This is a genomic window from Streptomyces sp. NPDC025618, from assembly GCF_055558795.1.
This window is the reverse complement of the sequence record NZ_JBVHLW010000032.1, coordinates 48,704-74,687: the sequence shown is the minus strand read 5'-3', so window position 1 is coordinate 74,687 and position 25,984 is coordinate 48,704. Positions and strand designations below refer to the sequence as shown.

Sequence of the window (25,984 nt, the reverse complement as noted above, 5' to 3'; positions counted from 1 at the left end):
AACCTTTGGATTCCTCGACCATCTCTTCTTCCGCGGGCCGTGTCTCCCGCTCCCCCTTCGCGCGGTGTTTCCCCAAAACGCCGGACGGGCTTGATCCGGCCGACGCGTCGGCCGGATCAAGCCCGTTGGTGGCACTTCTGGGGCTGCCTCCCCGGACGGAGTCCGGGGAGGCAGCCGAGGGAGTTCGAGCAAGCTCGACAACCCACCGCCGCGCGGCGTCAGGGTTACGGCTCCGCGCGGGTGGCTGCCGCCAGTTGCGCGTAGTGCTCGGGGGACTTGCGGGTGAACGCCTGCGGGTTGCGGCGCTTGAGCGCGTAGTAGGAGACGACCATGAGCGCGGCCCAGACGGGGGCGCAGTAGAGCGAGACCCGGGAGTCCTTGTCGATGCCCATCAGCACGATCACCATGAAGATGAAGGCGAGCGCGAAGGCGCTGGTCCAGGGGGCGCCGGGGGCCTTGAACGCGGACTGCGGGAGGAGGCCCTTGTTCGCCATCCAGCGGTAGCGGAGCTGGGCCACGAGGATCATGATCCAGGCCCACATGCCGGAGATGGTGGCGAAGGAGACGACGTAGGTGAACGCCTGGCCCGGCCACTGGTAGTTGATCCAGACGCCGACCAGCATCAGGGCGGCGGAGGCGGTCGTGCCGCGCAGCGGCAGGCCCTTCTTCGTCAGCTGGGCGAAGAACTTCGGGCCCTGGCCGTTGAGCGCGAGGTCGCGCAGCATGCGGCCGGTGGAGTACATCCCGGAGTTGCAGGAGGAGAGGGCCGCGGTGAGGACGACGAAGTTGACGATGCCGGCGCCCGCGGGGAGGCCGATCTTCTCGAAGGCGGCCACAAAGGGGCTGACGCCGGGCATGAACTCGGTCCACGGCACGACGGCCAGGATGATGACGAGGGCGCCGATGTAGAAGACCGCGATCCGCCACGGAACGGTGTTGATCGCCTTGGGGAGGGTCTTCCTGGGGTCCTTCGCCTCGCCCGCGGTGACGCCGACGAGCTCGACGGCGAGGAAGGCGAACATCACGATCTGCAACGTCATCAGGGTGCTCTTGATGCCGTTGGGGAAGAAGCCGTGGTGCGACCAGAGGTTGCTGAAGGTGGCGGTGTCACCGGCGTCGGAGAAGCCGAGGGTGATCACGCCGATGCCGATCAGGATCATGCCGATGATGGCGGTGACCTTGACCATGGAGAACCAGAACTCCAGCTCGCCGAAGAGCTTCACGGAGATCAGGTTGGCGAAGTAGAGGACGACCGTGAAACCGAGTGCCGAGGCCCACTGCGGGATGCTGCCCTTGGACCAGAAGTTCACATAGGTGGCCGCGGCGGTGACCTCGGTGATGCCGGTGACGACCCAGAAGAGCCAGTACGTCCAGCCGGTCACATAGCCCCAGAAGGGGCCGAGGAATTCGCGTGCGTAGTCGGAGAAGGAGCCCGAGACCGGGCGGTACATGAGCAGCTCGCCGAGCGCGCGCATGATGAAGAAGATGACGAGGCCGGCTATCGCGTAGGCCAGGATCAGGCTGGGTCCGGCCCGGTGGATGGCCGTGCCCGCGCCGAGGAAGAGGCCGGTGCCGATGGCACCGCCGATGGCGATCATCTGAATCTGCCGGTTGCCCAGCCCCCGCTGGTAACCCTCGGAAGCGTCCTGTCCGCTTCCGTCCTGCCGTGCGGCCTCCGCGTTGGCGGAGCGGTCCGCGACCTGCTCAGAGGTCATGGTGGTGCGCCTTTCTCCATACCGGTCCGACAAATTCGGACCGGGTCCAGATCCCCCCGGATGGAGTCCTGCGTGCCGACGGTCGGCCGGCGAAGCGCTCCCGCCGCGACATGGGTGGCGTCACGGAGGCAGGTCGTGAAGATTTATCACGTGGCGCAATGAGATCGTCTACCCGCGTGTGGCCTGGGCCACTTTTAAAGTAGGACAAATGCAAAAAGGCCGCTCATTGGCGGCCTGCACGGTAACGCGATCGTTATCCGGAATTGAGCGTCCGCTGAGCGAACACCCGGTGAAGGGTGTTCGCATTCCGGACGGAATCGAGGGGTCCGTACGGTCCCCGGATCAGGGCATCAGCGCCTCGACGAGGGTCTCCTGGAGGCCCCCCAGCCAGAGGTACGCCATCACCATCGGCTTGCGCGGATCCTCGTCCGGCAGCCGGAAGAGCTCGTCGCTGTCGTCCTCGTCGCTGACCTCCAGCCGGGTGCCGATGGCGAGCCGGAGGTCGTTGAGCGCGCCGAGCCACCGGCGGCAGTCCTCCGGCGCCAGCCGCAGCACCGCGCCGCGGTCACCGCCGGCCGTCAGCGAGTCCAGCGAGCGGACGACGCCGAGGGCGTCCTCGCGCTTGCGGGCCCGCAGGTCGTTCTCCGTGTAGCGGCGGAACTCGGCCGCGTGCGCGCGCTCCTGCGGATCCTGCGCGGACCCGGGCTCACCGTACGCGTCGGGGAAGAGCCGGGCGAGGGCGGGGTCGGCGGGCGGCTCGCTGGGGCCCTCCGCGAAGAGGCGGGCGAGCGGGTCCGCGTCGTCCGGGCCGTGCCCGTCCCCCGGGCCGATCAGCTCCAGCAGCTGCACGGCGAGGCTGCGCAGGATGGAGATCTCGACCTCGTCGAGCGCGACGGCGGCCCCGCCGCCGGCGAGCGGCTCGAAGTGCCCGGCCATCAGCGGTCCTGCGAAAGGGTCGCCCACAGGCCGTATCCGTGCATCGCCTGCACGTCACGCTCCATCTCCTCGCGGCTGCCGCTGGAAACGGTCGCGCGGCCCTTCTGGTGGACGTCGAGCATCAGCTTATGGGCCTTGTCCTTGGGATATCCGAAGTAAGCCTGGAAGACATACGTCACATAACTCATAAGGTTGACAGGGTCGTTGTGAACCAACGTGACCCAGGGAACATCGGGCTCCGCCACCGCGTAGGGCGCCTCGCTCGACTCGGGACGTTCGATCTCAACAGGGGCAACGCTCACGCCTCCCATGCTGCCACTCAGGCCCGGCCGGCGCACAAACGGGTCCCGGCAAACAGCCCCCCAAGAAATCGTCACTCTGACGAGTATTCGCGGTAGCATCGTCGCGAAGGACAGGACGGAAATGCGAGGTAGGGCGAAGTGAACGCTGCGGACCTGGGACTGCCGGTGGCTGTGCCGTCGACGTCCCTCTTCACCGACCGTTACGAGCTCACGATGCTCCAGGCCGCCCTGCGGTCCGGCACCGCGGACCGGCGCTCGGTGTTCGAGGTCTTCACCCGCAGGCTCCCCGAAGGCCGCCGCTACGGCGTCGTGGCGGGCACCGGCCGGGTCCTGGACGCGGTGGAGAACTTCCGCTTCGACCCCGACGTCCTGAAGTTCCTGGCCGACCAGCACATCGTCGACGAGCCGACGCTCGCGTGGCTGGCCGACTTCCGCTTCCGCGGGGACATCTGGGGCTACCCCGAGGGCGAGGTCTATTTCCCCGGCTCGCCGATCATGCGGGTCGAGGGCAGCTTCGCCGAGGCGGTGCTGCTGGAGACGGTGATCCTCTCGATCCTCAACCACGACTCCGCGGTCGCCGCCGCGGCCTCCCGGATGTCGGCCGCCGCGGGCGGACGGCCGCTGATCGAGATGGGCGCCCGGCGCACCCACGAGCTCGCGGCCGTCGCCGCCGCCCGCGCCGCCTACGTCGGCGGCTTCGCCAGCACCTCCGACCTGGCGGCGGGCTTCCGATACAACATTCCGACGGTCGGCACCAGTGCGCACGCCTTCACGCTGCTGCACGACAGCGAGCGGGACGCCTTCACCGCCCAGGTCGACTCGCTCGGCGGGGGCACCACCCTCCTGGTGGACACCTTCGACGTCACCGAGGCCGTCCGGATGGCCGTGGAGATCGCGGGCCCCGAGCTGGGCGCCGTGCGGATCGACTCCGGCGACCTGCTGCTCCTCGCCCACCGGGTGCGCCGGCAGCTGGACGAGCTCGGGGCCACCCGGACGAAGATCGTCGTCACCAGCGACCTCGACGAGTACGCCATCGCCTCGCTGGCCGCCGCGCCGGTGGACGCCTACGGCGTGGGCACCCAGCTGGTGACCGGCAGCGGGCACCCCACCTGCTCGATGGTCTACAAGCTGGTGGCCCGCGCGGACTCCGCCGACCCGGACGCCGGGCTGCGGCCGGTGGCGAAGAAGTCCATGGGCGGCAAGAGCTCCGTCGGCGGCCGCAAGTGGGCCGCCCGCCGCCTCGACGCGAACGGCGTGGCCGAGGCCGAGGTCGTGGGCACCGGCGAGGTGCCGCCGGAGCTCGCGGACCGGCAGCTGCTCGTGGAGCTCGTACGCGGCGGCGAGACCGTCGCCCGGGAGCCCCTGGACGCCGTCCGCGACCGGCACAAGGCGGCCCGGGCGGGACTGCCGATGTCGGCCACACAGCTCTCCCGCGGCGAGCCGGTGCTGCCGACGGAGTACGCCTGACGGGCGGGGTCCGCATGCTGACCTGGGCGCACCGCCACCGGTGCGCGGTCCGGGCGCGCCGAGACCCCCTCCCAATACGCCACGGGAGTCACTACCCTCGGTCACAGCGACTTGATCCGCACTGTCGGCCGAGGGCCCTTCACAAAGGATCCGCACTATGCAGCGTGCACTGATCATCGTCGACGTGCAGAACGACTTCTGCGAGGGCGGCAGCCTCGCGGTGGCCGGCGGGGCCGACGTGGCCGCCGCCATCACCGATCTCGTCGGTGAGGCCGCCCCCGGCTATCGGCACATCGTCGCGACGCGCGACCACCACATAGATCCCGGCGATCACTTCTCCGAGCACCCCGATTTCGAGCACTCCTGGCCCGTGCACTGCGTGGCCGGCACGGAGGGCAGCGGCTTCCACCCGAACGTCGCGCCCGTCATCGCCTCCGGCGCCATAGAGGCCGTCTTCGACAAGGGTGCCCACGCGGCGGCGTACAGCGGCTTCGAGGGCACCGACGAGAACGGCACGGCGCTCGGCGACTGGCTGCGCGAGCGGGGCGTGACGGAGGTCGACATCGTCGGCCTCGCCACGGACCACTGCGTCCGCGCCACCGCCCTGGACGCCCGCGCGGAGGGCTTCGCGACGCATGTCCTCCTGGACCTGACTGCGGGCGTCTCCCCCCACACGACGGAGAAGGCCCTGGACGAGCTCCGCGCGGCGGGCGTGGAGCTGAGCGGCAAGCCGGTGCTCTCCGGGGGGTGAGGGCCCCGCCGCGGGCCGTCGGCCGGCTGCGGCTACGCCACCGAGCGGCGGGGGAAGAGGGTCGCTATCGGGTGCCAGGACTCCGTGTCGTCGCCCGGGTCCGCCCGCCAGACCAGGCCGTCCGGGTGGTGCAGGACCGCGGTTATCTCGTCCGGCGTGGGGGGCTCGCTGTTTCCCCTGAGGTAGACGGCCCGCAGGCCGAGGTTGCGCAGGCGGGTCAGCGCCCGCGCGCGGTTCGCCGCGTGGACCAGGACCCGGACACGCCCTCCGGGCGGTGCGCCGCCGCCCGGAGGCGTCGGCAGCGACAGGGCGACGACCACGCTGCCGCCCGGCAGCTTCATGAACCCGCCACCTGCCATCCGCGCCACCTCTCCCCCACCTGTGTCAATAAGAGCGTCACGACAGTCATCTAAACGCGATCGGCCGCCGCCCGCTAGAGGGCGACGGCCGATACGTCTTTGACCTGCGAAAACGCCGATTACTGGCGGTTTACCGGGTGGACGGGCCCACCTGGATCGTCATCGTGGAGCCGTTCAGCGCCTCGGTGAGGATGCGGATCCTGGTGTTGGTGTCAGTAACGCGCACGCCGCCCGTCGGGTTGCTCTCGTCGTAGTACGAGCCCTTGCGGTCGTCGAAGACCGGCGTGCCGAGCTTGCCCTTGACGCGGGTGGCGACGCCGTCGTTGTGCACGGTGTAGCCCTGCGTCGGGAACCAGCTGAACGTCGAGTCGTACGCCTGGAAGCGGTTGCGCATCAGCGAGCCGTCCGCCCACTTCTCCGCCTTGGCGTGGGCGTCGACCGGCAGGATGCGGCCGGTGCCCGGGTGCAGGCCGACGTTGTTGTCGGGCTGCGAGGTGTCCCACTTCCAGATCAACAGGCCCTTCTGGTAGGGGAAGTGCTCGACCCAGCCCGGCCGGGTGCTCTTCCAGCCGAAGTTGTACGGGCCGGCCTTGAGGGTCTGGTCGTAGGAGACGTACTGGCGGTTCTCGGCGATGTAGTACTGCGGGTAGTCCTTGGTGAAGGACTCGCCGATGCGCGAGAAGCCGTGGGAGGTCCAGCCGTTGTCGTCGCCCTCGGCGCCGTCCGTGAAGAGGGCGGTGCCGTCGGCGGTGACGCTGATGGCGTCGGCGGTGAAGCCCTTGCCGGAGGTGCCGCCGTCGGTCTGGTAGCGGAAGCGCAGGTCGATCTTCTTGCCCGCGTAGGCGTCCAGCGGGTACGCCAGCTTCCTGTACGCGCCGGAGGTGCCGGTCAGCGCGGGCCGGTCGCCGCCGTCCCGGGTGATGGCCTTGCCGTCGGCGGTGCCGTCGAGCGGGGTCCAGTTGGCGCCGCCGTCGGTGGAGACCTCGGCGTAGAGGTAGTCGTAGTTGGCCTCGATGTCCCACCAGCCCGAAAGGTCCAGCCGGGCCTTCGACTTGCCGGTGAGGTCGACGGGCCGGGTCAGGGTGTTCTTCAGGTCGTCGCCCTGACCGCCCCACCACTGCTTGGCGCCCTCGGCGGGCTTGACCACGTCGGTCCTGACCGCCTTGTCGGGCAGGTCGACGACGAGCGCCTGCTTGTCCTTGGTGTTGTACTCCGCCACGCCGAGCTTGTGCGTCGACTTCGTCGCCGCCTTCGCCTTGTCGTAGTTGAGCCAGCCCAGCTGGAGCTTGTCCCAGGCGCTCATGTCGCCGGGCAGGTCACCGATGGACTCCTTGCCGGTGCCGAGCCAGGAGCCCGCCGACATCAACGACCAGTAGTCGACGGACGATTCGCCCTTGCCTGTGGTGTCGTACTCGTCGGGGAGGCCCAGGTCGTGGCCGTACTCGTGGGCGAAGACGCCGAGGCCGCCGTTCTCCGGCTGCATGGTGTAGTCGCCGACCCAGATGCCGGTGTCACCGATCTGGGTGCCACCGGCCTTGTTGTCCGCCGGGCCGGTCTTGCCCGCGTCCGAGCCGTAGGCGTACCAGCGGTGGGCCCAGATGGCGTCGGTCTTCTGCGCGCCGCCGCCGGCGGACTCGTCCTCGCCGGCGTGCACGATCTGGAAGTGGTCGATGTAGCCGTCGGGCTCGTTGAAGTTGCCGTTGTGGTTGTAGTCGTTGCGGTCCCACTGGTCGTACTGCGCGAGCGTCGCCTTGATGTCGGCGTCGCTGCGGCCGGCGGCCTTCTGGTCCTCGACCCACTTGTTGACGGCGTCGCGCACCAGGTCCCAGGCGCTGGGGCAGTTGGTGGAGCCGCAGTAGTTGGAGCCGTAACGGGCCTCGTTCCAGGGCACCCGCACCCAGTCCGTCACCTGGCCGTCGACCGAGTAGCGGCCCGAGGACTGCTTCTCGTAGTACTTGGCGAGGGACTCCTTCTTCTTGTCGTGCGAGAAGTAGAGGTCCTGGTAGTGCTCGCGGTTGTAGTCCTTCTGCCAGGCCGTGCTGTTGTCCTTCGCACGGTCCGGCTGGGCTATCCGGTTGTGCGCCGGGCCCGGTGTGCCGCCGTACTTCTTCACGGGCGGCTTGGGGCCGTCCGGCCCGTCCGGGTCGTACATCGTGGTGTCGTCGACCTTGTCGCCGAAGTCCACCAGGATCGTGAAGATCTTGTCGGTCTTCTGCCGGGCCAGCTCCACGTACTTGCCCTTGCCCAGCTGGACGACCTGCGAGCCGCCCCGCTGCTCGGTCTTCGCGTCCCCGGCCAGCACCTTGTCGAGGGCGGCCTTGCGCTGCGCTTCGTTCTTCTTGCTGAAAGGACCCTTGAGGTCGTGCTCGACGCCCTGCTTGGCCTGCGCCGGGTCATGGCGCTCGACGGCGGCGGGCTGGTCGGACCCCGCCGCTCCGGCCGCGTTCGCCACCTGTGCCGAAAGGGTCGCCGCGCCCAGCGCGACGACCGTGGCCACGGCGGCGGATCTGACGACCCTCCGTTGGCTGATCTTCACTTGTGTCTGTCCTCCCCAGTAACAACCGTGGAGGTATTTGACCGGAGCGAGACAAGAAAAGACAGATCTTGACTGACCCTTGGTGAGCCAAGTACGTTATGGGATCTTTAACTTGCGAATTTCGGACATCAACGGGCGTGCTTGTCTCACCTGTTGGACAGGTGCATGCCCGCGTGCGCCCCCCGTGCTCCAAGAGCGTGGATTAGGTCACGCTTACCAGCAGTTCCGCTCGGGCAGACAGGTCCATAGAGTCGTTTTGGTGTACGCACCAGTCGGCTCCGCACCCCACACGTTGCCCCGAGGACGGATCCCGCCATGCCGCGTCCGACCCCCGCACAGATAGCCTATGGTTCGGCCACCGTCGTCATCTCGACCCTCGCCATGCTGCTGCTGTCGCAGACGCGAACAGGGCCCGGGATAGCGGTCATTGCCCTTGTCGCCCTCACCCTCGGACTGCTGGTCGCCGTGACCGTGCCGATGCCCCGGGCGGCGCTGCGCGCCAGGGTCCGCCGGGCCCGCGCGGCCGGGGCGGGACGGCTGCCCGGACAGCGCGCGCCGCTGCCGGCCGAGACCCGGATGACGGAGACCTCAATGCGTGGTTGAGACCACCACGGTCTTGGCCGCTTTGTCGTGAATGCATTGGTGATACGGCATATCCCACGTGCACCACAGCACATTGACCAGCCAGAAGACGAAGCCGCAGCAGGGCACGACTTCGGGCAGGGAGTAGACGGCGGCGCGCGTCCAGCCCGGTGTGCCTTCGGGGACCGCGCCGTTCTCCAGCATCGCCACGCGGATCTGCATGACCATCTTGCCGACCGTCTGGCCGCGCTTGGTCAGCATCAGCCCCTCGTAGACGAAATAGACGACGGCGATGATGATGCCGAGGCTGGTGGACTTGCCGTTGTTGTTCGACAGATCCCAGTCCCAGCCCCAGGTGGCCGCCGAGAAGACGGCGGTGACCGGGATGGACACGAGCAGGCCGTCGATGATCCGGGCGACGAGCCGCCGCCAGCGGGCGGCGAGCGGCGGCATGCCCGCGAGCGGGTCCCTGGCGCCGTACTGATCGCCGTACGGATTGCCGGGCCCGCCGCCGGGAGCACCGGCGCCGCCGTACGGGTCACCGCCGTAGGGGCCACCGGGATACGGGCCGCCGGGGGGCGGCGCTCCGCCCGGACCACTGCCATAGGGACCGCCGGAGGGTGGCACTCCGCCTGAGGCGCTGCCGTACGGGCCGCCGCCGGGGGCACCGGCTCCCGGGCCGCCGCCCGGAGTGGCACCCTGGCCGGGGCCCGGGCCGCCGGGGGGCGGCGAGGCGGGCGGCTCCTGGGGCTTCTTCAGGAACGGGTCGTCCTCTGGCGGCTCTTCGGGGGTGCTCATGCCCCGAGTAGAACCCAGCCTTCCGGCGGCCGCATCCGGCCGTATGCCGTTCGAGTGCGGCGGCGCGCCGGGCGCTCAGCGGCCGTTGGACGCCACGAACGTACGGGCCGCCTTGTCGTGCCAGCACTGCCGCCACGGCCGGTCGAACAGGCACCACAGGACATCGAGCACGCCGACCGCCAGGACGCCGAGCACGCCGTAGACCAGCCAGCGCCGCAGGGCCTGCCCGAAGGAGGGCGTGTCGTGCGACTCGATGCCGAGCACGCGCACCCCGCACAGCTTCTTGCCCAGCGTGCGGCCCCACTTGGCGGTCGGCAGCGCCTCGTAGACCAGCCCGGCCAGCAGCAGGACGCCCAGCACGATGCCCAGATACGGGCCGGTGGTGCCGTCGAGCAGCCAGACCGTCACGGTCTGGCCGGACTGCTTGGCCTGCTGCACCTTGGCGTCGATGTGGTCGGCGGACTTCTGCCACAGCGGCACGGCCACGGCGCCCACGACGGCGCCCAGCACGGCGGAGTCGACCAGGCGTGCCAGGAGGCGGCGGCCGAGGGAGGCGGGCCTGCCCTGCCGCTCCTGCGCGGCCCGCAGGAACGGGTCGTCCTTGGGCGGCTTCCAGGGCGCGGGCGCCTCGCCGCCGCGCGGCTCCGCGCGCTCCTGGGTCTGGCGGGCGGCGGGCTGCTGCTGTGCCAGCTGGTGCACCTGCTGCGCCCACCCTCCGGCGGCGGGGCGCTCGGCCGCCGGGGCGGGCAGCGCGTGCCGCTCGGGAACGGCGGGCAGCACGGGCGTCTCCTGCGCGGAGCGCGTGTCCTTGAGGGCCTCCTGGGCGCGCGGCGGCGCCTCCTGGGCCGCCGGGCCGGGCCAGGGCCGCGGCGCGGGCGAGGAGGCGGGCTGCGGGCTCGCGGACGGGCGCAGCTGGATCGTCCCGCCGGGCCGGCCGCCCGCTCCCGCGGCGGGCGGGGCCTCGCTCCGCGCGGGCGGCGGCTCCGGCGCGCGGGTCTCCTGGCTCGCGGGGAGGCGGGGGTCGCGGGCGGCGGGGATCACCGGGCCGCCGGCGGCGTCCCAGGGGGCGCGGCCGCCACGGCCGCCGTCGCCGGTGCGCGGATCCGCCGCTTCCGCGCGGGCCTCCCGCAGGGCGGGCTCCTCGTCGAGGAACATCGGCCCGGTCTCCTCCGGCAGCGCCCCGCCCGCGGGCGGGGCGTCCGCGCGCCGCGGGGTGGGCGGCACGGGCGCGGCGAGCGCGGGGGCGGGCGCGGCGAAGCCGGTGGGCGGCGCCGGCAGCGGATCGCCCTCGGCGGGCGCGGGCCGGCTGGTGCCGGGCACCCAGGCGGCGCCGCTCCAGTACCGGATATAGCCAGGAATGGACGGGTCTGGGTAATACCCCTCGATGGGTACATCCCCAGGGCCGTTAGGAGAGGTCACCAATGTCCCCAACTCCGCTCGCCACCAACACGCTTGACTTGTCCGCCGTCTCCGGCATCGACGATCCCCTCATCGCACAACTGCGCAAGCAAGGGCGCACCACGACTCTCGGCTTGAGCACGGGTTACGCGTCGTACTTACCACAGCGGCCGGGCGGGTACATCCGCCTGCCCAAGGAGGACATTAACGAAGACCGGCCAGCCAGGAAGAAGGAGACCGACCGAAAGACTGCCTTCGAACGACAGACCGAAGACATGGAAGTCGAGCGCAAGGCACTCGATCGGGAGCTATTCGCAGATACGTACGAGGAACCTGAGGTCGGCGCTCAGTCCGTCCAAGCCGTAGAAGGTCACTCCGTCGATCACTTCCGTTGAGGAGATCCTTCAGCATTCGCCGGAACACCGGCCTGAGGACGACCCGATGCGGGAATGGCGCTGTACAACGGGGCCCACCGCCTGACGGCGTCGAAACAGCACGACGGCATGTCGAAACCCGCTGATCGAATGGTCCCGGGATGACCACGACGCGCGTATAGGGCGCATTTCCAAGAAGTCGCGTGAAATCAACAGGCCGCGGTGGCGGCACGGTGGTCGGATGGTGGGCCGGTGTCGTCCATGGAGCCGGTCCTTACCCTCCGGGGAATCACCTGATAGCTGACAGGAGCGGGCCGGCCTTTTGCATGACGGCCCCGAGATCGAAGCCTGGGACGGCCATGACGCATGGCAATGACGACAGCGGATCGGAGGGCCTTTGATTCACGCAATAGAGGACTCCGTTCGCAACGGAGCGCGGCAGGCCCAGCAGTGACGCGAGCAGATCAGGTGTCACGAGACCAAGCATCGCCTGGAGCTGGTTGAGGTCGATCAACTGAGCCCTCCGGGGGAGTCGGCATGCGCACCACCGCCGAGCCGTCCGCCGTCGGACCCTGCTCGGCGGCTTGGCGGCAAGCAGGTGCAGAATGTACCCAGTTGACAGTTCTCCCCCTCCGGACAGAAGCCTTCCACAGGGCTGCTGTCGGCGGATCCTGAGGCAGGAGCGCTCGTGGTGTGCGATGTGCCGTATCCGCTCGGCCGTGCCGGGTGTCGTGTCGTGGGCGGGCGGCCGGCGGACCCTCGGTCCGCCGCACGCGCGTCACGTCCTGCGCGCTGCTCCGGTGCCTCGTGACCTCAATGCACAAAAGGCAACCAGGGACGCTCCGGACAGGTCTACCAGACGGCTCTCTCCTCTGCGGCCGTCCCGCGGGCGGGACCACTCACACGTGCGATCCGGTGGCGCGACGCGAAGAGTCCGGTAATCGATGAGGCGAAGTCGCGTAATGGTGTGGGGGTCGACGCGCTCTATCCGGTGCGGGCCCGTTCGCGAAGGGCCACGCACCGAGGGAACGCAGAGCAGAGAGGGCGCACTTCATGCACACCGTGGTGGAACGAGAGCTGCAGATCGACCTGGTGCTGTCGCCGGACCGCACCGTTCCGGTGCCCTGCCGGCTGAGCTACCGGACGACTGATCCGTACGCCGTCAACATCACCTTCCACGTCACCTCGGCCTCCCCCGTGAGCTGGACCTTCGCGCGCGACCTGCTGATGGAGGGCCTCTTCCGCCCGGCCGGGCACGGGGACGTGCGGGTGTGGCCGACCGTGGCGGAAGGGCGGAACGTCGTGTGCATGGCGCTGTCGTCACCGGACGGCGACGCGCTGCTCGAGGCGCCCGCGCGGCCGGTCACGGGCTGGCTGGAGCGGACGCTCCGCGTGGTGGCCCCGGGCTCCGAGGACGTCGCCCTGGACGAGGCGCTGCGGGAGATCCTGGGAGCGTGAGGGCGGCAGGGCCCGGGGGGCGAAGCCCCTGGAAACGGACGTCTGCCCTAGGAATGAAGCGGGCACCCTCCGGGCGGACGCCGAGCGCTCCGCCGGAAGTCCGGTACGCCATCCGCGGGTGTGCCGTGGCCGGTCGCGCCCACGCGGCGGAGCCGCTCAGTGCCACGGCCCCGCGCCCCTTCGAGGAGCCGCCGGACCGTACCGGACCTCACCGGGCCCGCTCAGAGGACCTTGCCCGGGTTCAGCAGCCCCAGCGGGTCGAGGACCGCCTTGATGCCGCGCTGGACCTCCATCGCCACCGGGCCGAGCTCCCGTGCCAGCCACTCCCGCTTGAGGACGCCCACCCCGTGCTCCCCGGTGATCGTGCCGCCGAGCGAGAGGCCGAGCGCCATGATCTCGTCGAAGGACTCCCGCGCGCGCCGCGTCTCGTCCTCGTCGGCGGGGTCGAAGCAGACGACGGGGTGGGTGTTGCCGTCACCGGCGTGGGCGCAGACGCCGATGGTGAGGCCGTACTTCTCGGCGATGGCGGCCGTGCCGTCGAGCATCGCGGCGAGCCGGGAGCGGGGCACGCACACGTCGTCGATCATTGTGGCGGCCTTCAGCGCCTCCAGGGCGGGCAGGGTGAGCCGCCGTGCCTGGAGCAGCAGTTCGGACTCCGCCGGGGTGTCCGCGGGCACGACCTCCGTCGCCCCGGCGGCGGTGCACAGCTCGGCGACGGCGGCCAGGTCGGGCGCGGGGTCGGGGGTGTCGAAGGCGGCGAGGAGCAGGGCCTCCGTGCTCTCGGGCAGCCCCATGTGGGCGAGCGCGTTGACGGCGTGGAGCGAGGTGCGGTCCATCAGCTCCAGGAGGGAGGGCGCGTGTCCGCGGGCCATGATCTCGCGTACGGCGTCGCAGGCGGCCGCGGTGGAGGGGAACTCGGCCGCGAGCACGAGCTGTCGGGGCGGCGCGGGCTTGAGCGCGAGGACGGCCCGCACGACCACGCCGAGGCTGCCCTCCGAGCCGACGAAGAGGCGGGTGAGGTCGTAGCCCGCGACGCCCTTGGCCGTGCGGCGGCCGGTGGTCAGCAGGCGCCCGTCGGCGAGCACGACGTCGAGGCCGAGGACGTACTCGGCGGTCACCCCGTACTTGACGCAGCAGAGGCCGCCGGAGGCGGTGCCGATGTTGCCGCCGATGGTGCACTGTTCCCAACTGGAGGGATCCGGCGGGTAGTAGAGGCCCTGCTCGGCGACGGCGCGGGAGAGCACGGCGTTGACGACGCCGGGTTCGACGACGGCGATCCGCTCGACCGGGTCGATCTCCAGGATCCGGTCCATCTTCACGAGCGACAGCACGATGCAGCCGTCACTGGCGTTGGCCGCGCCGGAGAGTCCGGTGCGGGCGCCTTGCGGGACGACGGGGACGCGGTGCGCTGTCGCGGTGCGCATGATGTGCTGGACGTGTTCCACGGTGCGGGGGAGTACGACGACGGCTGGTCGGCCGGCTTCGCAGAAGCTGGCCATGTCGTTGGCGTAGGAGGCGGTGACGTCGGGGTCGGTGAGGACCGCTTCCGCGGGGAGTTCTTCGCACAGCAGCTCGATCAGGTCGCCCATGTGGTCACTCTTTCCCCGCCCCGCCCCTCCCCGAACCGGGGCCGCGGGTCCGTCGGCCCGCGGTGCTTTGTTCCCCTGTCCCGCCCCTTCCCGAAACCGGGGAGACCCCGGACCCCAGCGGCCTGCGGCCGCGTCCTCAAACGCCGGACGGGCTGATATCCAGCCCGCCCGGCGTCCGAGGGCGAAACGCAAGACTCAGAGATTGCCCCGCTTCTCCTGCTCCCGCTCGATCGCCTCGAACAGGGCCTTGAAGTTGCCCTTGCCGAAGCCCATCGAGCCGTGGCGTTCGATCATTTCGAAGAAGACCGTCGGGCGGTCCTGCACCGGCTTGGTGAAGATCTGGAGCAGGTAGCCGTCCTCGTCGCGGTCGACGAGGATCTTCAGCTCGCGCAGGGTCTCGACGGGGACGCGCGTCTCGCCCGCCCAGTCGCCGAGGGTGTCGTAGTAGGAGTCGGGGGTGTCCAGGAACTGGACGCCGGCCGCGCGCATGGCCCGTACGGTCGCGACGATGTCGTTCGTGGCGAGCGCGATGTGCTGCACGCCGGGGCCGCCGTAGAACTCGAGGTATTCGTCGATCTGCGACTTCTTCTTGGCGATCGCCGGCTCGTTGAGCGGGAACTTCACCTTGCGGGTGCCGTCCGCGACGACCTTCGACATGAGGGCGGAGTATTCGGTGGCGATGTCGTCGCCCACGAACTCCTTCATGTTGGTGAAGCCCATGACGTTGTTGTAGAACGCCACCCACTCGTCCATCTTGCCGAGCTCGACGTTGCCGACACAGTGGTCGATGGCCTGGAAGCGGCGGGGGCCGGCCTCCACGATCGGCTCGGCGGCCTCGAAACCGGGGAGGTAGGGGCCGGTGTAGGCGGAGCGGTCGACCAGGGTGTGGACGGTCTGGCCGTAGGTGGCGATCGTGGCGAGGACGACCGTGCCGTGCTCGTCCGTCAGCTCGTGGGGCTCCTTGACGCCCGTGGCGCCGTGTTCGACGGCGTAGGCGTACGCGGCGCGCGCGTCGGGCACCTCGATGGCCAGGTCGACGACGCCGTCGCCGTGCTCGGCGACGTGCTCCGCGAGGAAGCGGCCGTGGTCGGTGGCCGCCTTGATGACGGAGGTGAAGACGAAGCGGGCGCTGCCGGACTCCAGCACGTAACTCGCGGTCTCGCGGCTGCCGTTCTCCGGTCCGGAGTAGGCGACGCGCTTCATGCCGAAGGCGGTGGAGTAGTAGTGCGCGGCCTGCTTGGCGTTGCCGACGGCGAAGACCACCGCGTCCATGCCCTTGACCGGGAAGGGGTCGGCCTGCCGAGCGGTGTGAAGGGTGTGATCCGTGGTCTGTGTCATGGCCGCAGGTTCCCGCCGATCCACAAGGTGCGCAATAGTTCGCGTATTCACTGGGCAGAATGCATAGCGTATGCGCGCCGATGCCAGGCGTTCTGTACACGATGACCACAGGGAGGCGACCATGGCGATCGATCGTCTGGACGGCAGGCTCATCGAGCTGCTCGCCGAGGAGCCGCGCATCGGGGTGCTGGAAGCCTCTCGCCGCCTGGGAGTCGCGCGCGGTACCGTGCAAGCGAGGCTCGACCGCTTGCAGGCACAGGGGGTGATCCGGGGGTTCGGGCCCGACGTGGACCCGGCGGCGCTCGGGTATCCCGTCACCGCCTTCGCGACCCTGGAGATCAAGCAGGGGCAGGGCGCGGACGTGCGGACCCACCTGGCGACCGTTCCCGAGGTGCTGGAGCTCCACACCACGACCGGCCACGGCGACATGCTCTGCCGCCTGGTCGCACGCTCGAACGCCGACCTCCAGCGTGTGATCGACCGGGTTGTGGGTTTTGATGGCATTGTCCGGGCTTCCACGGCGATCGTGATGGAGAACGCGGTTCCCCTGCGGATCATCCCCCTGGTGAAACAGGCGTCGGAGGACCCGTACCGGCCCTGACGCGGCTTTTCGGCGGCGGCTCTCCCGGTCCCCGGTCTCCCCGGCGACCGGGCACGGCGATGGCGAGGAGTGAGCGGGTGAGCTTCTGGAAATACGTCGGCAACCGGCACGCACAGCTGCTGACCGATACGTATCAGCACGCGAGCGCCGTCTTCCAGTGCATGGTGGCGGCCACGCTGATCGGGGTGACGATCGGCGTGCTCACCTACCGCAGCGAATGGGCCGGCGCCCTCGCGGTCACCGCCACCGCGACGCTGCTGACCATCCCCTCCCTGGCCCTGATCGGCCTGCTGATCCCGGTCACCGGGCTGGGCGTGGCGCCCACGGTCACCGCCCTGGTGCTCTACGGCCTGCTGCCGATCGTCCGCAACGCCGTCGTGGGGCTGCGCGGGGTGGATCCCTCGCTGGTCGACGCGGCGAAGGGCATCGGCATGTCGCGGCTCGCCCGGCTGTTCCGGATCGAGCTGCCGCTCGCCTGGCCGCCGATCCTCACCGGCATCCGGGTCGCCACCCAGATGCTGATGGGGATCGCCGCCATCGCCGCGTACGCCTCCGGACCCGGCCTCGGCAACGAGATCTTCCGCGGCATCTCCTCCCTGGGCAGCGCCAACGCGCTCAACCAGGTGCTGGCCGGGACGCTCGGCATCGTCGTCCTCGCCTTGCTCTTCGACGCGGCGTATGTGCTGATAGGACGCCTGACCATTCCGAGGGGGATCCGTGCCTGAGCCCTCCGCGGCCGGCGCGCCCTCGGGCGCCACCATCCAGCTGGAGAACCTCACCAAGCGCTATCCGGGCACCTCGGCGCCCGCCGTCGACTGCGTCAACATGGAGATCAAGGCCGGTGAACTGGTGGTCTTCGTGGGCCCCTCCGGCTGCGGCAAGACCACCACCATGAAGATGATCAACCGGCTGATCGAGCCGACGTCCGGCCGGATCCGGATCGACGACGAGGACGTCACCGACATGGACCCGGTCAGGCTGCGCCGCAAGATCGGCTATGCCATCCAGTCGTCCGGCCTGTTCCCGCACATGACCGTCGCCCAGAACATCGCGCTCGTACCGAGGATGACCGGCTGGCCGAAGGCGCGGATCAGCGCCCGGGTGGAGGAGATGCTCGACCTGGTCGGGCTGGACCCCGGCGAGTTCCGCGGCCGCTATCCACGCCAGCTCTCCGGCGGGCAGCAGCAGCGCGTCGGCGTCGCCCGCGCGCTGGCCGCCGACCCGCCCGTCCTCCTGATGGACGAACCCTTCGGCGCAGTCGACCCGATCACCCGCGACCACCTCCAGGACGAGCTGATCCGGCTCCAGCACGAGCTGCACAAGACGATCGTCTTCGTCACCCACGACTTCGACGAGGCCATCAAGCTCGGCGACCGGATCGCGGTGCTCCGCGAGCGGTCGCACATCGCCCAGTTCGACACCCCGGAGGCCATCCTCACCAACCCCGCCGACGACTTCGTCTCCGGCTTCGTCGGCGCCGGCGCGGCGCTCAAACGGCTCAACCTCACGCGCGTGCGGGACGTGGGCGTGGTCGCCTTCCCCACCGCGACGATCGACGACCCCTTGCAGTCCATCTTCGACCAGCTGCGCACCGGCACGGCCAACGAGGTGCTCCTCCTCGACCGGCACCGCCGCCCCTACAAGTGGCTGCGCCGCGGCGACCTGATGCGCGCCAAGGGCTCCCTCGCACGCGCCGGGACGCTGGTGCACGACACGGTCACCCGCGACGCGACACTGCGCGACGCGCTGGAGGCGGTCCTCATCGACAACGCCGGGCGGGTGGCGGTGACCGGGCGGCGCGGGGAGTACGAGGGGGTGGTGGACATGGAGACCCTCATGAAGTCGGTGCACGAACTCCTGGAGGCGGACCGCCTGGACGCGGTGGAACACCAGCACCGCCTGGAGGAACAGCGCGCGCAGCAGACCCGCCAGGAGCAAGAAGGCGGGGCACCGGGCGAGCCTGGGGAGACGGCGTGAGGCGGGAGGGCGTGGTGTGGTCTCCGGGTGCCCGAGTGCGGGCCGCGTCCTCCCCCGGCTACCGCTGGGAGGTGCCCCCGCGGGCTGGATGTGCGGGCCGTCGCATGCGACCGCGCGCAGGATCACGACCACACCAGCCACACCCAGCCCGTCCGGCGCTTGAGGACACCGCCGCGCAGCGGTGGTGGTGGGGAACTCGCCGGCCCGGCCGAAGGTGGGAGCCATGACCTGGGGTGAGGGCCGGCCGCAGCCCGACGCGCACGGAAGCGCCTACCGGGATCGTGGCCGGCACGATCTCGGCGGGCTCGACGACCCCGGTCTCCACCACCCGCCCGCCGAGGAGCCCGCCTCCCCCGCGCGCCGCCTCACCTGGCCGAAGCTGACCGTCCTTCCGGTGATCATCTTCGCCGTCCTGTTCGCCACCTGGCTCTGGTTCCGGGGCGCGACCCTCGACGCCATCGCCCAGAACTCGATCGGGGACGGCAACGTCTGGCTGCGGCTGCGCCAGCACATCGTGCTCACCGTCGTCTCGACGTTCTTCGTCCTGATCATCGCGATCCCGCTCGGCATCCTGCTGACCCGCCGCCGGGTGCGCCGCGCCGCGCCCGTCGTGATGGCCGTCGCCAACATCGGCCAGGCCACGCCCGCGATCGGCCTGCTGGCGCTGCTGGTGATCTGGATGGGCATCGGGATGCGCGCCGCGCTCGTCGGCATCGTCATCTACGCCGTGCTGCCCGTCCTCTCCAACACCATGGCGGGCCTGCGGGCCATCGACCCGACCCTGGTGGAGGCCGCGCGCGGGATCGGGATGTCCGCCCTCGGGGTGCTGGGCAGGGTCGAACTCCCGCTGGCCGTACCGCTGATCCTCGCCGGTGTGCGCACCGCGCTCGTGCTCAACGTGGGCACGGCGACGCTCGCCTACTTCGGCGGGGGCGGCGGGCTCGGCGACCTGATCGCGTCCGGCATCACCAACCAGCGGATGCCGGTGCTGGTCCTGGGGTCCGTGCTGACCGTGGCGCTGGCGCTGCTCGTGGACTGGCTGGCGTCGCTGGCCGAGATCCTGCTGCGGCCGCGCGGCCTGGAAGCGGGAGGCTGAGGTGAGAGCGACAAGGCGGCGTACGGGCCGTGCGGCGGCGGCACTCGGAGGCGCGCTCCTGCTGCCCCTCGCGCTCGGCGGCTGCGGGCTGACCAGCGGCTCGCCGATGGTCGACGACGTCCGGCCGGGCTCGATCGGCCAGGGCCTGCCGCTCAAGGGCGCCGACCTGACCGTGGCGTCGAAGAACTTCAGCGAGAACATCGTCCTCGGCCAGATCATGGGGCTCGCCTTCAAGGCGGCGGGCGCGAAGGTGCTCGACCGCACCAACATCCAGGGCTCGATCGGCGCCCGCGAGGCGGTCAAGTCCGGTGGAGCGGACGGGATGTACGAGTACACCGGCACCGCCTGGATCACCTACCTCGGCCATGACACCCCGATCGCCGACCCGCGCGCGCAGTGGCAGGCGGTCGTGGACGCCGACGCGAAGAACGGCCTGACCTGGCTCGCCCCGGCCGCCCTGAACAACACCTACGCGCTGGCGCTGAACCAGGCGAACGAGAAGCGGTACGGCACGCGGACCCTCTCCGACGTGGCCCGGCTGTCGAAGCGCGACCCGGCGGCGGTGTCGCTGTGTGTGGAGAGCGAGTTCGCGGCGCGCAACGACGGGCTGCCGGGGATGGCGAAGACGTACGGCATGAACATCCCCGCCTCCCGGATCCAGAAGATGGACGGCGGGATCATCTACACCCAGGTCTCCGGCGGCGGCTCCTGCACGTTCGGCGAGGTCTTCACGACGGACGGCCGGATCAAGGCGATGAACCTCGTCGTCACGCGGGACGACAAGGGCTTCTTCCCCAACTACAACGCCGCGCCGGAGATCAACAGCGCGGCGATGCGGAAGTATCCGGCGATCCGGGAGGTGCTCGACCCGATCACGGCGAAGCTGACGAACGACGTGGCGCGGGAGCTCAACGCGCGGGTCGACGTGGAGGGCGAGGACCCGCACGACGTGGCGAAGGACTGGCTGGTGGAGCAGGGCTTCATCCGCGAGGGGTGAGGGCGGCCCCCTTCAGCAGGTGGGCACCTTGTCCTCCCGGCCCGAGGCCAGGTCCTTCAGGGACGTCACCGCGTCGGCGAGCTTCTCGACCGGCACCAGCCGCAGGCCCTTGGGGAGGTTGGCCTGGGCGTCCGAGCACTCGCCCTGCGGCACGAGGAAGACCGTCGCCCCGTCCCGCTTCGCGGCCTGCGTCTTCAGGGGGACGCCGCCGACCGCGCCCACCGTGCCGTCCGGCTCGATCGTGCCGGTGCCGGCGATCGTCCGGCCGCCGGTGAGGTCGCCACCGCGGCCGTCGCCGTCCAGCTTGTCGATGATCCCGAGGGTGAAGAGCAGGCCGGCGCTGGGTCCGCCGACGTCGGCGAGACTGAGCCCGACCTTCACCTGGCCGGGGGACTTGTGGAGATAGCGCAGGGCTGCCTCGGAGGCGGAGTCCTGCGACTTCTTCATCTCGGCGGTGTTGTGCGCCTCGACCTCCTTGTCGGTGTCGCCGACGGGGTAGACGGCGTCGTGCGGCATGACCGCGCGGTCCGTACGGAACCAGCCGCTGATCACCTCGCTCAGGCTCACCTCGACGCGCGGTCCGGTGGCCTGGATCGTGGTCATCCGCAGCTGCCCGGTGGTCCGCCGGCTGTCGGCACCGCTGAGGGTGATCACCGGCTTGCCCTCGTCCGACCCGAGCACGTTCACGGTCGACCCCGGCTGCGCGATGGCGAAGGGCAGGGGGACGAACGCGGCGACGGCGAGCAGGGCGACGAAGGGGGCGGCGCAGATCGCCAGGCGCGCGCGGGTGCTGGTCGGAGCAAGCATGCGATCGAATCTACCTGCCGTGCGCGGCTCGCCGTCCGGCGGCGCAGCGGTGCGGGTGTGGTGGGCTCCGCCCGCGAATCGGGCTCAGGTGCCGGGCAGGCTCGGACACGGCCCGGCGGGGGCGCGCTTCCGCCCGTTCCGGGCAGTGATCAAGCCCGTCCAGCGTCTGAGGAACCGGGCGCGGACGCGATGGACCCACGGCCGGATACGGACCCGCACCCGGACAACCCGCCGCCGCGTCAGCGAAGCGCGTCCGCCACCTCCTTCGCCGCCTCCATCACCCGTGGGCCCACGCGGTCCGGGACCGAGTCGGCGAGCATCACCACACCGACGCTCCCCTCGATGCCGAGGACGCCGAGCAGCGGGGCCGCGGCCCCGCTGGCCCCCGCCTCCAGTTCGCCGTGCGTCAGGGCGTAGCCGGGGTTGTCCGCCTCGCCGCGGCGCGCGGCGAGTATGGCGCGGCCCGCGGCCCCGCGGTCCAGGGGGTGGCGGAAGCCGGCGCGGTAGGCCACGTGGTAGTCCGTCCACGTCGGTTCGACGACGGCCACGGCCAGGGCCTCGGTGCCGTCGACCAGGGTCAGGTGGGCCGTGGCACCGATGTCCTCGGCCAGTGACCGCAGGGCGGGCAGGGCCGCCTCCCGTACCAGCGGATGGACCTGGCGGCCGAGCCGCAGCACCCCCAGGCCGACCCGTGCGCGGCCGCCGATGTCGCGGCGCACGAGTGCGTGCTGTTCCAGTGTGGCGAGCAGTCGATAGACCACCGTGCGGTTGACGCCGAGCTTGGTGGAGAGCTCGGTGACGGTCAGACCGTGATCGGTGTCGGCGAGCAGTTTCAGGACACGCAGTCCTCTGTCGAGCGTCTGCGAGGTTTCCGCGGTCACGACGCCCCTCCTCCGATGAGTGGCGGCCCGTCATCGCGGTGGGATGCGCCACCGGTCCCGTCCGGCAGCGCGCGAGGAGAGGCCGCCGGCCGCTTTTCTCAAGGCACCGGCTGCGCTCCGCGGCGGCGCTGCCACGGGGCGTGTGCGTGACCGGCACGGTAGCGCCGCCGGTCCGCTCAGCGGAAGAGTCTGCCCAACATCCGGGCAGCGTGGGGCGGATTCACGAATACCGGGGGCCGGATCCCACTATGCGGACGGGTGCGGGCCCAAAACAGCTGTGCCGCAGGTCATCGACGACCTGCGGCACATCCCGGCTCCCGCGTCCGCCTACTGCATCCGCGTAGCCCACTCCCGCACCTTGCGGATGCGTTCGTTGAGCTGGCCCGCCGTCGCTTCCGCGCTCGGGGGGCCGCCGCAGACGCGGCGGAGTTCGGTGTGGATCACGCCGTGCGGCTTGCCGCTCTGGTGGACGTAGGCGCCGACGAGGGAGTTGAGCTGCTTGCGGAGTTCGAGGAGCTCCTTGTGGGTGACCACCGGGCGCCGCTCGGCGGGGAGTTCGAGGAGGTCCACCTCGGCGTCCGGCTTCTTGCGGCTGTGCGCGATCTGCCGCGCCTGCCGCTTCTGGAGCAGCATCTGCACCTGGTCGGGTTCGAGCAGGCCGGGGATGCCGAGGTAGTCCTGCTCCTCCTCGCTGCCCGCGTGCGCCTGCATGCCGAACTCGGCGCCGTCGTAGAGCACCCGGTCGAAGACCGCGTCGGACTCCAGCGCCTCGAAGGACAGCTGGTCGTCCTCGCCGGTGTCCTCGTCCTGCTGGCGTTCGGCCTCGGCGAGGAGCTTGTCCTCCTCGGCGTACGGGTCCTCCTCGCCGTCCTTCTTCGGCTTGTCGAGGACGTGGTCGCGCTCGACCTCCATCTCGTTGGCGAAGGTCAGCAGCGTGGGGATGGTCGGCACGAAGACGGACGCGGTCTCGCCGCGCCGCCGGGAGCGCACGAAGCGCCCGACGGCCTGGGCGAAGAACAGCGGGGTGGAGATCGTCGTCGCGTAGACGCCGACCGCGAGGCGCGGCACGTCCACGCCCTCGGACACCATGCGGACGGCGACCATCCAGCGGGCGTCGGAGTGCGCGAAGTCGTCGATGCGCTGGGAGGCGCCGCTGTCGTCGGAGAGCACGAGCGTGGCGCCCTCGCCGGTGATCTCGCGGATGAGCTTGGCGTAGGCGCGGGCCGACTCCTGGTCGGAGGCGATGACGAGGGCGCCGGCGTCCGGTATGGCCTTGCGGACCTCGCTGAGGCGGCGGTCGGCTGCGCGCAGCACGTTCGGCATCCAGTCGCCGCGCGGGTCCAGGGCCGTGCGCCACGCCTGGGAGACGGCGTCCTTGGTCATGGGCTCGCCGAGGCGCGCCTCCAGCTCGTCGCCCGCCTTGGTCCGCCAGCGCATGTTGCCGCTGTAGGAGAGGAAGATGACCGGCCGGACGACGCCGTCGGCGAGGGCGTTGCCGTAGCCGTAGGTGTAGTCGGCGGCGGAGCGGCGGATGCCGTCGTTGCCCTCTTCGTAGGTGACGAAGGGGATGGGGTTGGTGTCCGAGCGGAAGGGCGTGCCGGTCAGCGCGAGCCGCCGGGTCGCGGGCTCGAACGCCTCCATGCACGCCTCGCCCCAGGACTTGGAGTCACCGGCGTGGTGGATCTCGTCGAGGATGACGAGGGTCTTGCGCTGCTCGCAGCGGTTGCGGTGGAGCATGGGCCGCACGCCCACACCGGCGTAGGTCACGGCGACGCCGTGGTACTCGCGGCCGAGGGGGCCCGCGCTGTATTCGGGGTCGAGCTTGATGCCTATGCGGGCGGCGGCCTCCGCCCACTGCTTCTTGAGGTGCTCCGTGGGGGCGACGACGGTCACCTGCTGCACCACGTGGTGGTGCAGCAGCCAGGAGGCGAGGGTGAGCGCGAAGGTGGTCTTCCCGGCGCCCGGGGTCGCGACGGCGAGGAAGTCGCGGGGCTGTTCCTGTACATACTTCCCCATCGCGCCCTCCTGCCAGGCGCGCAGCTTGTTCGCGGTACCCCAAGGGGCCCGGCCAGGGAAGGCGGGCGAGAGGTGGTGATTGGCGGCGGTGGTGGTAGTCACGGTCTCCGTCGGCTGGCTCGGCGATCGGCAACCGCGTCAGCCTACCCGCGTCCGCGGCGGAACCCGGGAGGGACGGCCCGCCCTCACCCGGCGGTGGGACCGAGCTCACAATCCGCCCGCCGGGCGACGGACGGGGCCGTGGGAGCGAACCCCCAGGTCACGTGGGACCGGACGGCCGGGCGGGCCAGGTGGGGTCCGCCGCGGCCCGGCGGCGCCCCGGAGGGCCTGTGCCTCTGAGCGGTCCCCGCGTGGGGCGCGACCGGCCACGGCGGCGCCGCGGGGGAACGGCGGCACCTCACGGCCGCTTCCCGCCGAGCGCCTGGGTCCGGGGCCGCAGCCGCGTCGTCACGTACGCGCCGACGAGCGCGGCCGCCGCCATGGTGAGGAAGACCACGACGAAGGCGGCGTGCGGCGCGGCCGTGTCACCGCCGGCGCCGCCGCCCAGGGCGGCGAAGAGGACGCCGCCGACGCCGACGAGGGTGATGTTGCCGAGGGCGTCGGAGATCTGGAGGGAGGCCGCGTCGGCCCCCTCCTCGCCGGGCCGGGAGAGCTTGAGCAGCAGCACGCTGCCGCCGGAGATCGTCAGGCCCATGCCGTAGCCGCCGACGATCCACGAGGCGGCGACGATCCACGCGGGCACGCCGTCGATCAGCGCGGTCGACGCCAGCGCGACGGCGGCGGCGACGAGCAGCATGCCGAGCGTCATCAGGCGCTCGCGGTGGGCTTCCAGGCGCGGGCGGCTCTGGGTGTACGAGCCGAGGGCCCAGGTCAGGCCGCCGCCGGTGAGGGAGAGCCCGGCCGTGGTGGCGGACATGCCGCGCTCGGTCACCAGCATCAGCGGGATGAAGCTCTCCGTGCCGAGGAAGGCGCCCGCGGCGATGCCGCGCAGCAGGACGACGGACGGCAGCCCGCGGGCCGCGCGGAGGGTGCCGCGCGGCAGCAGCCGCAGGACGGCGGGGGCGAGCATGCCGAGCCCGGCGGCGGCGGGGACGAGCGCCACCCAGCGCAGGTCCTGCCCGGCGTACTGGAGGAGGCCCGCGCCCGCCGCGACGGCGAGGGCCAGCAGGATGCGGCGGCGGTCCATGGCCGCGGCGCGCTCGGCGGCGGGGAGCGCCCGCAGGGCGGGCAGCATCACGGCGAGCGGCAGCAGGATCAGCACGGGGATGGAGAGGAACACCCAGCGCCAGCCGATGTGTTCGGTCACCGTGCCCGCCACCAGCGGGCCGACGATCACGGGCACGACCCAGGCGGCGGAGAACGCGGCGACGATCGAGGGCCGCAGCCGCTCGGGGTAGGCGCGGCCCACCACGACGTAGAGCGCGACGAGGACCAGGCCGCCGCCGATGCCCTGGATGCCGCGGCCCGCCACGAACATCCACATCCGCTGCGCCGAGCCCGCGACGACGAGCCCGGTGCCGAAGGCCGCGATCCCCGTGAAGAGGGGTGCCAGCGGGCCCGCGCGGTCGCACCACTCCCCCGACAGCGTCATCGCGAACAGGCTCGCGGTGAAGAACGCGGAGAAGGAGAAGGCGTAGAGCCCGACGCCGTCGAGGGCCCGCGCCGCGACGGGCATCGCGGTGTTGACCGCGCTCGCCTCGAAGGCGATGAGGGAGACGACGGAGATGATGCCGAAGGTCAGCGCCCGGTAGGAGCGCCCGAGGACGCCCTGGGCCGGGTCCGGTGCGGGGCCGGTGACTTCGGGGGCCCGGAGGGCTTCGGTGGCTCGGGGGGCTTCAGCGACCTCGGTGGCTCGGGAAGCTTCGGCGGCTTCGGCGGCTTCGGCGGAGAGGGGTCCGGTGGGTATGGATTCGGCCGCGGTCAGGGCATCGGCGGGTTCGGCTGCGGTCATTTCCTCAGCGTAAGAAGTGAAACAGGAAATGACACCTGTCGCGGGAACCAGATCC

The 25,984-nt window shown here is 71.0% G+C and carries 24 protein-coding genes; 10 read left to right on the top strand and 14 right to left on the bottom strand.

Features of this window, described 5'->3' with window-relative positions; genetic code table 11:
- Positions 1-224: 224 nt before the first annotated feature.
- The 3 genes from ACZ4A5_RS24070 to clpS all read right to left on the bottom strand — a co-directional run bounded on the left by ACZ4A5_RS24070 (position 225) and on the right by clpS (position 2,962).
- Positions 225-1,715: an amino acid permease gene (locus tag ACZ4A5_RS24070; RefSeq protein ID WP_467587822.1), complete on the bottom strand. Its 1,491-nt coding sequence runs from the start codon at positions 1,713-1,715 to the stop codon at positions 225-227.
- A 342-nt stretch (positions 1,716-2,057) separates the two neighbouring features.
- Complete coding sequence (locus ACZ4A5_RS24065) at positions 2,058-2,651, bottom strand: DUF2017 domain-containing protein (protein ID WP_467587819.1); 594 nt, start codon at positions 2,649-2,651, stop codon at positions 2,058-2,060.
- Positions 2,651-2,962 (bottom strand): ATP-dependent Clp protease adapter ClpS, encoded by a 312-nt coding sequence (gene clpS, locus ACZ4A5_RS24060; RefSeq protein ID WP_467587834.1) that lies wholly within the window; start codon positions 2,960-2,962, stop codon positions 2,651-2,653. Before clpS ends, ACZ4A5_RS24065 begins: the two co-directional genes overlap by 1 nt.
- Before the next feature lie 129 nt (positions 2,963-3,091).
- Between clpS and ACZ4A5_RS24055 the strand changes: the two genes are divergently transcribed.
- Both ACZ4A5_RS24055 and ACZ4A5_RS24050 read left to right on the top strand, forming a co-directional pair.
- Positions 3,092-4,420 carry a nicotinate phosphoribosyltransferase gene (locus tag ACZ4A5_RS24055; protein ID WP_467587815.1) on the top strand — a complete coding sequence of 443 codons (1,329 nt, stop codon included), beginning with the start codon at positions 3,092-3,094 and terminating at the stop codon, positions 4,418-4,420.
- Positions 4,421-4,577: 157 nt separating this feature from the next.
- On the top strand, positions 4,578-5,171 hold the full coding sequence (locus ACZ4A5_RS24050; protein ID WP_467587813.1) for an isochorismatase family protein: 594 nt from the start codon (positions 4,578-4,580) through the stop codon (positions 5,169-5,171).
- A 32-nt stretch (positions 5,172-5,203) separates the two neighbouring features.
- Here the strand turns inward: ACZ4A5_RS24050 and ACZ4A5_RS24045 are convergent, their stop codons facing one another.
- Both ACZ4A5_RS24045 and ACZ4A5_RS24040 read right to left on the bottom strand, forming a co-directional pair.
- Positions 5,204-5,530, bottom strand: a complete 327-nt coding sequence (locus tag ACZ4A5_RS24045; protein ID WP_467587810.1) for a hypothetical protein — start codon at positions 5,528-5,530, stop codon at positions 5,204-5,206.
- Positions 5,531-5,660: 130 nt separating this feature from the next.
- Positions 5,661-8,066, bottom strand: a complete 2,406-nt coding sequence (locus tag ACZ4A5_RS24040; protein ID WP_467587807.1) for an immune inhibitor A domain-containing protein — start codon at positions 8,064-8,066, stop codon at positions 5,661-5,663.
- A 315-nt stretch (positions 8,067-8,381) separates the two neighbouring features.
- On the opposite strand from ACZ4A5_RS24040, the gene ACZ4A5_RS24035 reads away from it, so the two are divergent.
- Positions 8,382-8,669 (top strand): hypothetical protein, encoded by a 288-nt coding sequence (locus ACZ4A5_RS24035; RefSeq protein WP_467587804.1) that lies wholly within the window; start codon positions 8,382-8,384, stop codon positions 8,667-8,669.
- On the opposite strand, the gene ACZ4A5_RS24030 is transcribed toward ACZ4A5_RS24035, so the two are convergent.
- Positions 8,655-9,446: an RDD family protein gene (locus ACZ4A5_RS24030; RefSeq protein WP_467587801.1), complete on the bottom strand. Its 792-nt coding sequence runs from the start codon at positions 9,444-9,446 to the stop codon at positions 8,655-8,657. The genes ACZ4A5_RS24035 and ACZ4A5_RS24030 overlap by 15 nt on opposite strands.
- A 75-nt stretch (positions 9,447-9,521) precedes the next feature.
- Positions 9,522-10,865 carry an RDD family protein gene (locus ACZ4A5_RS24025; protein WP_467587830.1) on the bottom strand — a complete coding sequence of 448 codons (1,344 nt, stop codon included), beginning with the start codon at positions 10,863-10,865 and terminating at the stop codon, positions 9,522-9,524.
- A gap of 2 nt (positions 10,866-10,867) precedes the next feature.
- Between ACZ4A5_RS24025 and ACZ4A5_RS24020 the strand changes: the two genes are divergently transcribed.
- Positions 10,868-11,239, top strand: a complete 372-nt coding sequence (locus ACZ4A5_RS24020) for a hypothetical protein (protein WP_467587799.1) — start codon at positions 10,868-10,870, stop codon at positions 11,237-11,239.
- Positions 11,240-11,507: 268 nt separating this feature from the next.
- Here the strand turns inward: ACZ4A5_RS24020 and ACZ4A5_RS24015 are convergent, their stop codons facing one another.
- Complete coding sequence (locus ACZ4A5_RS24015) at positions 11,508-11,732, bottom strand: hypothetical protein (RefSeq protein ID WP_467587796.1); 225 nt, start codon at positions 11,730-11,732, stop codon at positions 11,508-11,510.
- Positions 11,733-12,271: 539 nt separating this feature from the next.
- Here ACZ4A5_RS24015 and ACZ4A5_RS24010 point away from each other — a divergent pair.
- On the top strand, positions 12,272-12,676 hold the full coding sequence (locus ACZ4A5_RS24010) for an SsgA family sporulation/cell division regulator (RefSeq protein ID WP_467587793.1): 405 nt from the start codon (positions 12,272-12,274) through the stop codon (positions 12,674-12,676).
- Positions 12,677-12,897: 221 nt separating this feature from the next.
- Here the strand turns inward: ACZ4A5_RS24010 and ACZ4A5_RS24005 are convergent, their stop codons facing one another.
- Both ACZ4A5_RS24005 and hppD read right to left on the bottom strand, forming a co-directional pair.
- The gene (locus ACZ4A5_RS24005; RefSeq protein ID WP_467587790.1) at positions 12,898-14,265 is read right to left on the bottom strand and encodes an FAD-binding oxidoreductase; all 1,368 of its coding nucleotides are present in this window, start codon (positions 14,263-14,265) and stop codon (positions 12,898-12,900) included.
- Between the two features lie 195 nt (positions 14,266-14,460).
- Positions 14,461-15,603 (bottom strand): 4-hydroxyphenylpyruvate dioxygenase, encoded by a 1,143-nt coding sequence (gene hppD / locus ACZ4A5_RS24000; RefSeq protein WP_467587787.1) that lies wholly within the window; start codon positions 15,601-15,603, stop codon positions 14,461-14,463.
- A gap of 121 nt (positions 15,604-15,724) precedes the next feature.
- On the opposite strand from hppD, the gene ACZ4A5_RS23995 reads away from it, so the two are divergent.
- From ACZ4A5_RS23995 to ACZ4A5_RS23975, 5 genes are all read left to right on the top strand, one after another.
- Positions 15,725-16,204, top strand: coding sequence for an Lrp/AsnC family transcriptional regulator (locus ACZ4A5_RS23995; protein ID WP_116212028.1), 480 nt, complete (start codon positions 15,725-15,727; stop codon positions 16,202-16,204).
- Positions 16,205-16,281: 77 nt separating this feature from the next.
- On the top strand, positions 16,282-16,929 hold the full coding sequence (locus ACZ4A5_RS23990; protein ID WP_467587783.1) for an ABC transporter permease: 648 nt from the start codon (positions 16,282-16,284) through the stop codon (positions 16,927-16,929).
- Positions 16,922-18,181, top strand: a complete 1,260-nt coding sequence (locus ACZ4A5_RS23985) for an ABC transporter ATP-binding protein (RefSeq protein ID WP_467587780.1) — start codon at positions 16,922-16,924, stop codon at positions 18,179-18,181. The genes ACZ4A5_RS23990 and ACZ4A5_RS23985 overlap by 8 nt, the downstream gene beginning before the upstream one ends.
- A gap of 223 nt (positions 18,182-18,404) precedes the next feature.
- On the top strand, positions 18,405-19,277 hold the full coding sequence (locus ACZ4A5_RS23980; protein WP_467587777.1) for an ABC transporter permease: 873 nt from the start codon (positions 18,405-18,407) through the stop codon (positions 19,275-19,277).
- A 1-nt stretch (position 19,278) separates the two neighbouring features.
- Positions 19,279-20,274, top strand: a complete 996-nt coding sequence (locus ACZ4A5_RS23975; protein ID WP_467587773.1) for a glycine betaine ABC transporter substrate-binding protein — start codon at positions 19,279-19,281, stop codon at positions 20,272-20,274.
- Positions 20,275-20,286: 12 nt separating this feature from the next.
- Here the strand turns inward: ACZ4A5_RS23975 and ACZ4A5_RS23970 are convergent, their stop codons facing one another.
- The 4 genes from ACZ4A5_RS23970 to ACZ4A5_RS23955 all read right to left on the bottom strand — a co-directional run bounded on the left by ACZ4A5_RS23970 (position 20,287) and on the right by ACZ4A5_RS23955 (position 25,929).
- A complete protein-coding gene (locus ACZ4A5_RS23970) occupies positions 20,287-21,081 on the bottom strand; it encodes a YlbL family protein (RefSeq protein ID WP_467587769.1) in 795 nt (264 codons plus the stop codon).
- A gap of 239 nt (positions 21,082-21,320) precedes the next feature.
- On the bottom strand, positions 21,321-21,962 hold the full coding sequence (locus tag ACZ4A5_RS23965; RefSeq protein WP_361535753.1) for an IclR family transcriptional regulator: 642 nt from the start codon (positions 21,960-21,962) through the stop codon (positions 21,321-21,323).
- Between the two features lie 327 nt (positions 21,963-22,289).
- The gene (locus ACZ4A5_RS23960; RefSeq protein WP_467587764.1) at positions 22,290-24,080 is read right to left on the bottom strand and encodes a DEAD/DEAH box helicase; all 1,791 of its coding nucleotides are present in this window, start codon (positions 24,078-24,080) and stop codon (positions 22,290-22,292) included.
- A 295-nt stretch (positions 24,081-24,375) separates the two neighbouring features.
- The gene (locus ACZ4A5_RS23955; protein WP_467587761.1) at positions 24,376-25,929 is read right to left on the bottom strand and encodes an MFS transporter; all 1,554 of its coding nucleotides are present in this window, start codon (positions 25,927-25,929) and stop codon (positions 24,376-24,378) included.
- Positions 25,930-25,984 lie beyond the last annotated feature (55 nt).